Below are 11828 nucleotides of genomic sequence, written 5' to 3' on the forward strand. Positions count from 1 at the left end.
AGAAGGTAGAATTTTCACAGTCCCCTCGATCAAGTGGATCCGCTACTTGAACAAAATACCTGCCTTTTCACTACCACGACAAGGCTTCACGGTAAAGGAGGTGGCGCAGCGCTTGGAGGTATCTACTCATGTTGTCTATTATTGGCTTGATCATGGGATATTGCAGGGTCAGAAGATAGGACCGGGATTTCCTTGGGATATCCCGCTAGACGAGCAAAAAGAGATTGCACTACGACAACGTATTCAGGATTCTGGGCATCTTGAACCAGTCAAATTGCTGAAATAGGGTTACTATGCTATAAAGTCCAAAACCAAATTGGGAGGCGTGCAGTATGAACTTACCTTCGGTATGCCCAGAGGTCTTTGTGTACCGTCTGCTTTCGGAATATATACGCGTCTGACCGGCTTTGGCCGATACGTCTTACTTCTCAGCGCATGCTGAAGCACTTCTAGATGGTGCTCCAACTTGGATTCAAAATGCCTTTACGGTCACCTGATCGATCCCTGCCGCTCCCCGGTTTCGCTTAACCTCTTTAAACGCATCCTCCAAGTTTGGTTTTGCCCATATCTTACTGATTAGACTGTACCATTTTCGTTCTTCTTGCTTCTTTACTCCTTCACGTGAGTCATTGTCCTGCACTTGTTCCCCCATGCTCGTTCTCCTTCCCTTCCAGTTTCACGGTTTGTAGCCTCTCGGCAATCTCCGCTTCTCTGTCGGTACTCGCCCCGGACGGCTTCTCCTTATGTTCATTCCCCGGTTCTTCGCACTTCATGGCTCCCCGGCTTCTGTCTGGCACATGGCTTCCCTCAATAACTCTTCTTCTCTGGTTTCGGGCTTCACACAAGTCTCCGCCTTTTGAGTCGCAGCTTGCACCGGCGATTTTTTTCTCACGCCGATTCACTTGCCTTTACGGCCTTTCTGGCAAGCTTTTTCGCTACTATCCCTACGTCTGACTTCTCACCATTTATAGCCCTTTCTTAACCATCACGGTCTTGTTAAAAGGTTACCGCTCTGAGCGGAAACGATGAGATCTCCTTGGGTCACATCATCCGACTTTCCCCCGAATCCAGTCCTCCTAACTTCCGAAGCCATCGGTGGTATTGGACATCCCCTTCCCTTGCAGGGTGATCCGACTTCGTCAGCCAACATGGTATGCCGCCTGTTCCGGGTTTTGCCTTCGCATCCTCCGCACCTACCCTCACGGACTAAGCACTATGCGTTAGCTATGTACTTCCGCCACCTCGCGGTATACTGGAGACTTTCACTCCTAAGTCGGTTGCGCTGCCAAGCGCACAAAGGACCCTCCTGTACATCACTGTACAAGGAGAGTCCTTTGTTAACGTTACTAAGGATGAGGTAAAACAAGCCGGACAATTAGCTCACTTAATCAGCACGAAGCGTGCAGGAGTATTGGCGGGATGGATGGTTTCATTATAATACAGGTTCCGTCATTCCCTACAGTCTCATTGAAGTATCGTTCTCCGTCCCTCAATATGCAGGTCATGTACTGAGTAACAAGAATTATTTTTTAACTAACAAAATTCAGATAGTTATTATCATGTAATCTAATCAGTTTCTTATTATATAGTTTTAACTTGGTTTCAAAATAGCTTCTATTTTTCAAAGTCCCGTGTCCATTCATACATCATTTTTAACATTATCAAATCCGATTTATAATGACATTTTTCAATACCAAGTTTTTGCTTTAGGTACCGAGTTAAAATCCTTATTCTACGTTTCCATAAAGGTGTATCAAGAAAAATAATTTTATCTGCCATTTCATATAAACATTGATATGATTCTCTATCTGTTCCTTCAAATATCTAGGTCCCGTTTTTATCAATATCCATAATAACTTCAACTTGCTCATCTGCTGTGCGTTTAATGTAATTAAAGCTATAAATAACTGCCCTTCCCTGAGCGAAGGGCTGCCACAAGTCTGTCCGTTAGTTTAATGTCGTACCATTTTCATTCAAAAATCAAACAATTTATTAAAAATAACAAACCGGAACCCCTTATTTCCAAGGAGTCCCGGTCTTATAAATCACCTGTTAAACATCTTTAAATAACTGCCCATCCCGAAACCTCACAATCCGCTTCGCCTGCTGCGCAATCAATAAGTCATGCGTAATCAAAATAATCGTCCGACCTTGTGCATTTAATCTCTTTAAAATGTTTAAAATCTCTACACCAGTCTTCGAATCTAATGCTCCCGTAGGTTCATCCGCCAAAATGATCGACGGATCTCCTGCCAACGTTCGCGCAATAGCAACACGCTGCTGCTGTCCGCCAGATAGCTCCGATGGAAAGTGCTTCCTGCGATCCAGTAAATCCACCGCTTCCAACGCCTGTAGAACAAGCGGCACTCTTTCCCTTTTGCTCATACCCCGATAGATCAAAGGCAATTCCACATTCTCATAAGCACTTAACCTCGGCAGCAAGTTAAAACTCTGAAAAACAAAGCCAATCTTCCGATTACGAATCTCAGCGAGCCCAGAATCCTTAAGCAAGTTTATTGCTTGACCATCCAGGTCATAGATACCTTTATCTACAACATCCAAACACCCGATGATGTTCATCAGCGTTGATTTGCCGGAACCTGACGGCCCCATGATGGCCACGAACTCCTCTCCATGATCAATATCTAATGAGATATCATCTAATGCTTTAATCGTTTCCTCGCCCATCGTATAGTATTTACTGGCATTTTCGATATGAATTAACGTCATAACCTACACCTCCATTACTTGCACTAAGTCCAAATAAATGAAGTATCTGATTCATATCCCTTACCTTTTCGCCTTATAAAACTCATGATAAAGCTTCATGAGCGCCCTTTTCTCAATTCGCGACACATACGAGCGCGAAATCCCTAATTCCTTCGCAATCTCCCGCTGCGTCCGCTCTTCCCCGCCAAGTTCCAGACCAAACCGGCCAACGATGACTTCCTTCTCGCGATCATCTAAAATTTCCAGATTGCGGTAAATTTTACTCTTCTCTATCTTCAACTGCACCTTATCCACGACATCATCTGCTTCTGTCCCGAGGATGTCGATCAATGTAATTTCATTCCCCTCTTTGTCCGTTCCGATGGGATCATGCAAGGACACATCTTTACGCGTTTTCTTCAATGAGCGAAGATGCATAAGTATTTCGTTCTCGATACAGCGAGCCGCAAAAGTCGCGAGCTTGGTCCCTTTGTTCGGCGAGAACAACTCGATCGCTTTGATCAATCCGATCGTCCCGATCGAGAATAATCCTCGAGATCTTCCCCTGTGTTGTCGAATTTTTTGAGGTTGTGGACACGAAGCAACGTAAAATTCCTTACTTAACAAATCTGTCCGTTAACTTAGCAAGGCTGCCAAACGACCTGGCGGCCTTGAATTATATAATAAAACTTTCGTTCTCCGTTGAAAAGGTTCAAATTACTGAAGCCTTAATGTCTTGTTTATTTAACTCTTGTTATTCGTTTGTTTGAAATTTATTGCAAACTCAACCTCCGTGGCGGACAGATAAATCTCAAAATTTCGTCATGATAACAAGAAACCCTTTTGCAACAAAAACAAAAAACCAGCACCCCCTAAGGAATACTTGTACTACTAGTAGATTTGATCAAACAACAAATTTAATTGTCGTTTCTTTCAATTCCTGGCTAACTTCCTAATTTCCGCAGCTACAACAGTTAAGCCTTTGCCATGTTCTCCCGCGCGTGACGTTTCAATAGAAGCATTCAGTGCAAGCTGATTGGTCTGAGAGTTATTCCGGTAATGAGCTCAGTAAACGTAAACGTAACAATTTGCGAAGATTGGTTACCAAGGGCAGAAATATCAGTGCCAATGTATTACGATGTCTCTAATCGAGTTCATTATTCAATGACTGTAAGTAGCGCAGCATTCTCTCTTTCTGACGTTTCCTTCGTTTCAACCGCTGAACTAGTCACTTCATCTCCATATTGGAAATATGACGCACCTGCTCAACCATTCCAACGACGAGTTTCAAATGATCCAATAAAAAATCACAACAAATTTCGTGATCCACTCAAGCATCAGAAACATCGTTTTCCGTCGTTAACCGGTTATTCGGATGGTTTATATCATTTTGACAAAAACCAGATGGATAAATTTCTCTTCCTATATAAAAAAATCCAGTACGGAATGTCACTCCTTGGTTATAAGATTGATGTGCTTCATGTAGCATTTTACATTGGATACAGTAATACGTATCAGAGACCGCCTTTCTTTTCATGCATAAACATCCTCCAAATTTATCGATGTAAAATTGAAAACGTTTTTATTTATATATTTAAAAAATTTCTAATCTTGAAGTTTAAGCTCTATATCATTGAGAATATGAGCATTGTTAAAAAGTTTGCTTAAACCCAAATATTGACTCAGCTTCGATTTTAAATTCAATATATTTCACATTTTTAGAAATTAATTATATTTAACTTTGCTAGATATCATCATTCTCCGGTCTTCCGCTGCTCCAACAACGATTATGAATCGGCTTCAGAATCTCCTGCACTTGCTTAAGCAGGTCATCGTTGATTGGCTCCTCGATCCAAGCGATGTTACGGCGTATGTTTTTCGGATTTGTGGATCCAACCAGTGTAACCGGTATTTGCTCATTTTGAACAGAGAACTGTAAGGCCAGTTTTTCTAAGTTTTCTCCCCGTTCTTCACAGAATCGTATCGCTTTTGAGGCGAGTTCTTTTATCTCCTCATCAGCCGGATGCCAAAAAGGGACTCCCTTTTTACTTAAAAGTCCCATAGAAAGCGGAGATGCACTCATCAAACCGACGTTTTTCTCTTTAACAAGCGGAAGTAGATCGAGTAATGTTGTGTTGTTTAATGAATAATGGCAGTACGATAACATAGTATCAATCTCAGCATTTTCCAAAATATACCGGAAGGTTTTCATCGGAAAACCTGTAACCCCGTAAAAACGAATTTGCCCTGTTGCTTCAAGCGTTGCAATGTAGGTATGCAAATCTCTGCTACCTCCTCAAGTGAGGTATATTCAATATCATGCAGCTGGAAAATATCTACATAGTCGGTATTCAATCTCTGTAGGCTTTCTTCCAAGCTGAGAACAATACCTTCCGATGTAAAATCGTATTCCGTCCATTTGTAACGTCCGGCCTTGGTAGACAACAAATAGGAGTCGCGAGGTACGTCTTTCAGCGCCTTTCCTAAAATGATTTCCGCTTTTAAAGGTCCGTATAAAGGCGCAGTATCAATAAAATTAATGCTTAAATCCAAAACCTCATGCACAGTTCGGATACCATCTTGTTCGTCTACCTCACTAAACATCGAGCCAAGCGGCGATGTTCCAAAGCCTAGTACAGGTACTTGCAATCCCGTTTTTCCTAAGTGCCTCGTTTTCATAAAACACCCCATTCTTCAAATTGGCAAAATAGAAGCCAGAGCCGCCTGTACACAAATGATGTCTTCTTCTGAAGTTCCGCCTGAAACACCACCGATGCCCCTATCAAATGTGAATCGCGATAAATAGGTAACCCGCCGCCAAGTATTACCATTTTATCAATTTGCACAAGTCCGTGAAGTCGAAATTCTGAATCCAACTGCCGAGTAAGCCTTATTCTGAGCAATTTTCTCGCTCATCAACCTAGATTATGATGCTTGAACCGGATCAAAATTGTGACAATCGTTAAATTTCTTTTAAGGATCCGCCATTTACCATAGGACGCCACTTCTTCGGGATTTCCGAGACGTTCGATCGGCATTTTGCGAATGTTTCGCGTATAATAAACGATTGCTTCCTCCCTGTCCATCTTCAATTTGGAGGCAAGGGATTCTGCAAAGCCGCCGGGACTTTCCCAAAGCGGCGTTCTGATTGAACCGGGAGTTACGACATTAACTCGAATCCCCATTGAGCCGAATTCATTCGATTAAGCTTTGGAGAGGCTGATCATGGCTGTTTTAAACATACTATAATCAGGTATGAGCGAATCGGGCTGGCGTCCGACCTCGGACGAGATATTTATAATTACTCCTGCGTTCTGTTTTATCATATACGGAATGGCCACACGTGAAGTCCGTACCATACTCATGAAATTAGTCTCAAGAACTGAATCCTCTTCCAAATGCTTCAATCGCCTTTTCAATGATCAGAGTGGAATCATCAGTCGTACTAAAATCCGCAGAAACCGGCATCAACCGATCCGAATTTAATGCCACAAGCGCATCAATTCTACGGTTTCCACCTACTACCTTAGCGCTTCCGACAAAAACACTTTCGTAACGGATAGTCCTATTCCCGCATTTGCTCCCGTTACAACAACCACTTTGTCTTTAAGTTCAAGTTCCGTATATCATTCTCCTCGTATAGTATTTCTTAAAGGTTGTTTTCAACCAATTTCCAGTACCCTAGGGTACTGGCGGCCGCCTTCAAAATTTCCATTTTTGTTCTTTGAAAATTTTATGAATTTTAATAATAAGGTATAGACTTTTCGGATTGCTTCCAAACAATGAATCTTAAGGATTCATTCGGGAAAATTCTCTTTTCTCCCGTAGCATAGTCTACTTTTAAAGTCTGTTTTCCTTGCACTCGTTTGGCACTTCTTACCCGCTGACTATTCCCTTCGGCAGCCCATGCCCGACTAGCTAGCAGCATCGGGGCAGCTCATGGACCGGAGTGAGTTCTAATATGCGAGGGTGATTGATCTGCGAGCGCGCTGGGGGCAATCCGAAAAGTCCATATTCCCTTTGGATCCATAAAGAAAGGAGGTCATCCCCTTGAAGCTGTTTGTCGGGATTGACGTAAGTTCGCAAGATATGAAAGTCTGTTTCATGGGCAGTGATGGTGATTCCCTTCACTCGTTCACTGTGGACAATAATCTGGTTGGCGCTTCTTATTTACGTGATCAAATCGTTGCTTTCTCAGACAAAATGAAATCGACCGAGATTCATATTAGCCTTGAAGCAACCGCTGTTTGCAGCTGGCACCCAGCTATGTATCTTCACGAGGACAAGGCCCTGTCAGGAGCAATACATTGCCTTACAGCGAGTGACTCGCATGCGATTTCATCTTGTTAATAGTCTAACTCGTGAAAAACAGTACTTTCTTCAAAATCTGTTCTACAAGTGCAGCGCCTTTCGCACAGAAGTAGATAGCTCCGTCTTCGGACATGCCATTATGGAGCTTCTCTTCGAAAAGTATAGCCTTGACGAGATTGGTTCCATGGATGTAGCTGATTTGGCCGACTACTTAAAGGACAAAGGCCGAAACCGGTTCCCTGATCCTGAGAATGTAGCGAACTGCATTCAGAAAGCGGCCAGAGCTTCATACCGCTTATCCAAGTGCATTGAGGACTCGATTGATTTAGTTCTGGGAACATCGATCCAGTCCATCCGCAGTATTCAAGCTCAACTCAAGGAACTTGATAAAGCTATTGAGCGCATCCTGGAAGGTCTTGTAGGCTCGAATACCGCTGGACTTTACGTAGTGCTGGGGTAGCCTACAGAAGACCCATTAGTGATAGGTACTGGGTCTTCTGTAGGCTACTTAAACTGTTTTTGTTATCCGATTATTCAACGTAAAGAAAACGATTGAAGGTGTGGAAAGGTTCCAAACCATTCTTGCGCACAACCACTTGATCCTCTGTCCGCACACCACCAATACCTGGAACGATCAGAGAAAGTTCATAGGCAAAGGTTTGACCTTCTTCAAGCACATTGTCGCAAGCCGGTCCGATTTCCGGAATATCTTCCTCTGGATCCATGCCTGTTGCATGCGCGCCGGTACGGCCTTCGCTCACTTCTACCAGATATTGCTCAACTTCGTATTTACGGAATGCCTCACGGATGACACGGTCAGCCTCGATACCGGTCATGCCGGCTTTAATTTTTTGCAAGCACTCTTCGTATCCGAGGGAGCAGGCTTCCATCAATCGTTTTGCCTCTGGAGACACGTTGCCGTAACAGATCGTGCGGGCATTGTCAGAAGAGTAGTCATTTACGCGAATACCGTAATCCATCATGACAAGATCACCACGACGCATTTGACGGTTAGTTGGGCGTTTGAAGAGGACGTCTGTATTCTCACCGGATTGGATCATGATGTCATAAGCGATCGCGTGTCCACCGTTTGCGAACATTGCTGCGTAGACAAGCGAGGTAGCTTCCTGCTCGGTAATCCCTTCGCTGTCCCGCAGCAGCTCGAGCAGCATTTCGATACCGGCGTCGCACACGCGGGCCGCACGCTTCATGGAAGCGATCTCCGCCTCGTTTTTCTTGGACTTCAGCTGCTCGATGATCATGGACCGTTTCACTTCGGATTCTTTGAACGCCTCATTGATCGGGAACCAGAACTCCAGATCCATGTACGTATAACCGCAGATGCCGACCTTTTTCGGCTTGTCTAGAGCTGCGCGCTCCTTCAGGAATGGAGCCCAATCTTTACGGATTTCGCGAATGTCACCGCCCATGTCATCCATAGCGGATACGGAGTGAGCGGACGGGATCTCACTCATCGGCAAGAAGAACACAGGATTGCTGTCAGGCACCAGGTACAGCAGCATCGGCTGCGGATACACACCGTCAATAGTGCGGTAGTTTACTAGCCAGCGGATGTTGGACATTCGGTAGCAGTCGCCGAAGACGATCAATGCATCCAGACCCTCATCCACCATTTTTTGTTTTGCTATTTCAACACGGGCCTTGTAGTCCTCATTCGTAATCGTTTCACCGGGTCCTTGGAACTCACCATAACGTACCCAATGTCCAAATTTTTCAGGAATCCATTTCAATGCTGCGTTTGAAATCATCGTTGTTTTCCCCTTTCGCCATTTCAGTTTTATTGGACTATCCTACACATGTTGCGCTGAACTTCCTTTTGAGAGATGGTCTCCTACTCCCTCCCCCTGACTCTGCTTATGTTTAGTAGTATTGGGGTATATATATAAATTAACTTATTTCGGACTTCCTCATAAGTTCATAATCTTCGGATGAGGGGGAGAATCCTCAGTACATGAGTTGAGAACACAAAGAAAGGGATATCTCACTATAAAATGAGATATCCCTTACCGTTTTCATTATGCTCCTTATTTGAACTAGTACCCCGTTTTGCCTTTATACCGTTCAACGTTCTCTTTGGTTACTATAGGAGCTTCCAACTCGATTGATTTCGGCAAAGGTTCTCCTGCCAGCGTTTTTGCTGCAGCAATAATTCCCATCGGCATAACAATCGGATAAGCGACGATGGCATCGATTGCACCGGTCTCAATAGCAGCCAACCCTGTTTCTTGAGCATCTACACTGACCACCTTTATTTCTTTTTCCCTGCCAGCCTCCTTGATCGCTTGAATGGCCCCCATTGTCATAACATCGGCATGGGAGATCAGTCCGTTGATTTGCCCCTTCGGAAAGCGCCGAAGAAGATCTTCCATTACTTTATAACCCGTGGATTGGTCGAAGTGTGCATTCTGACTGGCAATTACTTTAATATCGGAATAACCTGAGAAAGCCTCCATGATTCCTTTGTTTCTATCGATGGAAGTGGAAGAAGCGGATGTCCCTCCCATTTCAATGATATTACCCTTTCCATTCAAAAGGGTGACCAGCATCTGACCCGCTTTTCTCCCTACCTCCACATCTTCTGCCTTGATGGTCGTCAATACTTCCGTATTCGTCCGCCGATCAATCAAGATCACCTTGATTCCTGCGGCCTTAGCGCGTTCTAACGCAGGATTAACCGTGTCCTTTTCAACGAGATCGACAACTAAAACATCAACTTTCATAGCTATAAAATCATCCACAACACTCGTTTGGATAACCGGATCGCTGTTCCCATTCCCAACAACCAATTCGATATTCGGGAAATAGGCCTTCGCCGATTGTTCGGCTAGTCTTTTCGTACCTAAGCCATAAGGAAAGTTTCCGGAGACAATGACGCCTACTTTACCTTTTATGGAAATCGGCGACGCCTGAAGCGTCAATATATCCTTGCACTCCACTCGGCAAAAGAGGCCGTAATCAATTTCAGCGGATTGCGTCGAGGCGCTGCTTGTATTGGCATTTTTCGTTTCCGGAGCTGAGTTGCTGCCAGATTCGTTTCTACATGCCGTAATGAAAAGTAATGCACAAATGACTGTGAAAGCCTTCAGCAGCCATATGATTCGTAATCGGCTCACAGGAGTCGCCCCTTTTTTCAACGTTTTTATATCAGGTGGCCTTATATTTAGATGGCAATATTCCCCATTTTTGTTTAAACAACCGGCTAAAATATTTTGTATCCTGATAGCCTACCCGTTCCGATATTTCGCCTATTTTTAAATCCGTATTTAATAAAAGCTCCTTTGCTTTTTCCAGTCTGATCCTTGTCACATAATCCAGCACGGTTTCTGACGTTTGATTTTTGAAATACTCACAAAAATAAGTCGGATTCATATAAACTTGATCGGATATGAGCTTAACGGAAATTTTTTGGTCTAAATTTTCGTGGATCCATGCCTTCGCTTTGACGACAGGAACTTGAACATTGTCTACCTTATAATTCAGCAGCTTTTGATGAACTTGAAAAACGATTTGTTTCACTTGCTCTTTCAAGCGATTCAGATTAGATTCGGCCTTAATCGCCTCAAAGACATCATCCAATTCACCCAAAAAAATGCCGGATTCCATATTTTCCATACACACACCGTACATTTCAAAAATTAAATAATGAATCACGGAGAGCATCCCCGAAGGAGAACTCAGCTTTGTCATTTCTTTGAAAAACGAACTTAAAAGCTTGTCGACTTCCGTTATCGCACATCGGCCAAGCGTTGATGTGAGCTGACCGGCCAACTCTTTCAGCCCCGGAGAAATAAACGGCTTTTCGTTCTTAAATCCCGATTCGGAAGTTAATCGCGACGAAAACACTTGATTTCCGCCATAAAGCATTCTGAAGCGCATCAATGACAACAATTGTTTTTTCATAATAGGCAGGATGGACAAATCATGGAAAGGGTCGCTTATCGCAATCGACACGCTGAACGGGGAATATTGGTTGATGCTTCTCCTAAGATCGTTCGCAAATTTCTCTCCGGCTGCCGAACAACAATCGGCTTCTTGATTCGAACGTACCAGGAGTACCCAGAAGTGAAATCGCCTTCCTCTCCACCACCAACCCATATGGCATTCCTGGGTACCGACGCCTTGCGTAACAACTTCATTGATGATATTTTCAATGGCGTACGCCATGATCCCCCAATCATCCGGCGAATACTCGCGAGTCTTCATTGGAAATTCATCCGTATTGACGTACATGAGCTGGTATAATCCGTCCGGAAAATCTTTAGTCCAATACATGGTTGAAATGTCTTCGGGCTCTGATGATACGGCCTCGCTTAAAAGCTGCGTTTGTTTGGCGGTTGTAAGCCTCTCGGCTTTTTTCTGCATATCGTTCCATTTATGCCTGGTATGCGCTTCTTCAATAATTTTATGTTTCACTCTTTGCAGTAGCTCATAAAATTGCGTCCGGTCGATCGGTTTCAAAATATAATCAAAGGCACCTTCCCGAATGGCCGTCTGTACATATTGGAAATCATCGTACCCGCTGACAATAATGGAGTAAAACGTATGATCCCCAAGCATTTCTTTAATCTTTTTAATCAGTGTAAGACCGTCAATCTCCGGCATTTTCACATCTGTAATCAATACGTCTATCCGGATCTGGTTCGTTTGCAGAAATTCGATGACTTCGATCCCATCCGAAAATATCCCTACAATTTTCCAATCATCTCCGCTCGCCCGCACCATTCTTTCAATGCCTCTATGAATTCGCGTCTCGTCGTCTACGATAATGGTCTTTATCTTATTCATTG

General features: G+C 43.7%; 11 protein-coding genes and 3 pseudogenes. 2 read left to right on the forward strand and 12 right to left on the reverse strand.

Going from position 1 to position 11828, the window contains the following annotated elements; all coding sequences use genetic code 11:
• Positions 1-286, forward strand: a 286-nt coding sequence (locus G519_RS42605) for a hypothetical protein (RefSeq protein WP_029194357.1), incomplete at its 5' end; no start/stop codon positions are given.
• Positions 287-472: 186 nt separating this feature from the next.
• Here G519_RS42605 and G519_RS0110785 read toward each other — a convergent pair.
• From G519_RS0110785 to G519_RS53505, 9 genes and pseudogenes are all read right to left on the reverse strand, one after another.
• Positions 473-652 (reverse strand): hypothetical protein, encoded by a 180-nt coding sequence (locus G519_RS0110785; RefSeq protein WP_029194688.1) that lies wholly within the window; start codon positions 650-652, stop codon positions 473-475.
• Complete coding sequence (locus tag G519_RS51040; RefSeq protein ID WP_161632917.1) at positions 627-797, reverse strand: hypothetical protein; 171 nt, start codon at positions 795-797, stop codon at positions 627-629. The genes G519_RS0110785 and G519_RS51040 overlap by 26 nt, the downstream gene beginning before the upstream one ends.
• 1255 nt (positions 798-2052) lie before the next feature.
• A complete protein-coding gene (locus tag G519_RS0110795; RefSeq protein ID WP_029194690.1) occupies positions 2053-2730 on the reverse strand; it encodes an ABC transporter ATP-binding protein in 678 nt (225 codons plus the stop codon).
• A 60-nt stretch (positions 2731-2790) separates the two neighbouring features.
• Positions 2791-3311 (reverse strand): annotated as a pseudogene (gene sigK, locus G519_RS42610) (RNA polymerase sporulation sigma factor SigK); the annotation flags it as partial.
• A gap of 331 nt (positions 3312-3642) precedes the next feature.
• Positions 3643-3735, reverse strand: a complete 93-nt coding sequence (locus G519_RS52950; RefSeq protein ID WP_307720156.1) for a methyl-accepting chemotaxis protein — start codon at positions 3733-3735, stop codon at positions 3643-3645.
• 304 nt (positions 3736-4039) lie between these two features.
• Positions 4040-4246, reverse strand: a complete 207-nt coding sequence (locus G519_RS50110; protein WP_127528324.1) for a DUF3973 domain-containing protein — start codon at positions 4244-4246, stop codon at positions 4040-4042.
• A gap of 207 nt (positions 4247-4453) precedes the next feature.
• Positions 4454-5400, reverse strand: a pseudogene (locus G519_RS53500) (aldo/keto reductase).
• A gap of 224 nt (positions 5401-5624) precedes the next feature.
• Positions 5625-5894: a hypothetical protein gene (locus G519_RS47375; protein ID WP_029194693.1), complete on the reverse strand. Its 270-nt coding sequence runs from the start codon at positions 5892-5894 to the stop codon at positions 5625-5627.
• 18 nt (positions 5895-5912) lie between these two features.
• Positions 5913-6128, reverse strand: coding sequence for an SDR family NAD(P)-dependent oxidoreductase (locus G519_RS53505; protein WP_307720155.1), 216 nt, complete (start codon positions 6126-6128; stop codon positions 5913-5915).
• Between the two features lie 631 nt (positions 6129-6759).
• Here G519_RS53505 and G519_RS53895 point away from each other — a divergent pair.
• Positions 6760-7438 (forward strand): annotated as a pseudogene (locus G519_RS53895) (IS110 family transposase); the annotation flags it as partial.
• Between the two features lie 112 nt (positions 7439-7550).
• Here G519_RS53895 and G519_RS0110840 read toward each other — a convergent pair.
• From G519_RS0110840 to G519_RS0110850, 3 genes are all read right to left on the reverse strand, one after another.
• Positions 7551-8789 carry a M24 family metallopeptidase gene (locus G519_RS0110840; RefSeq protein ID WP_029194697.1) on the reverse strand — a complete coding sequence of 413 codons (1239 nt, stop codon included), beginning with the start codon at positions 8787-8789 and terminating at the stop codon, positions 7551-7553.
• 285 nt (positions 8790-9074) lie between these two features.
• Positions 9075-10154 carry a substrate-binding domain-containing protein gene (locus G519_RS0110845; RefSeq protein ID WP_029194698.1) on the reverse strand — a complete coding sequence of 360 codons (1080 nt, stop codon included), beginning with the start codon at positions 10152-10154 and terminating at the stop codon, positions 9075-9077.
• A 31-nt stretch (positions 10155-10185) separates the two neighbouring features.
• Positions 10186-11826 (reverse strand): response regulator transcription factor, encoded by a 1641-nt coding sequence (locus tag G519_RS0110850; RefSeq protein ID WP_029194699.1) that lies wholly within the window; start codon positions 11824-11826, stop codon positions 10186-10188.
• Between the last annotated feature and the right edge of the window lie 2 nt (positions 11827-11828).

This window comes from Paenibacillus alginolyticus DSM 5050 = NBRC 15375 (genome assembly GCF_000422905.1).
Lineage (GTDB): Bacteria > Bacillota > Bacilli > Paenibacillales > NBRC-103111 > Paenibacillus_E > Paenibacillus_E alginolyticus.

What these genes read in the sequence shown, in the direction of transcription:
- G519_RS0110795 (WP_029194690.1), bottom strand. Translation starts at nt 2,730, where the DNA reads ATGACGTTAATTCATATCGAAAATGCCAGTAAATACTATACGATGGGC.
- G519_RS0110785 (WP_029194688.1), bottom strand. Translation starts at nt 652, where the DNA reads ATGGGGGAACAAGTGCAGGACAATGACTCACGTGAAGGAGTAAAGAAG.
- G519_RS47375 (WP_029194693.1), bottom strand. Translation starts at nt 5,894, where the DNA reads ATGGGGATTCGAGTTAATGTCGTAACTCCCGGTTCAATCAGAACGCCG.
- G519_RS0110850 (WP_029194699.1), bottom strand. Translation starts at nt 11,826, where the DNA reads ATGAATAAGATAAAGACCATTATCGTAGACGACGAGACGCGAATTCAT.
- G519_RS0110840 (WP_029194697.1), bottom strand. Translation starts at nt 8,789, where the DNA reads ATGATTTCAAACGCAGCATTGAAATGGATTCCTGAAAAATTTGGACAT.
- G519_RS50110 (WP_127528324.1), bottom strand. Translation starts at nt 4,246, where the DNA reads ATGAAAAGAAAGGCGGTCTCTGATACGTATTACTGTATCCAATGTAAA.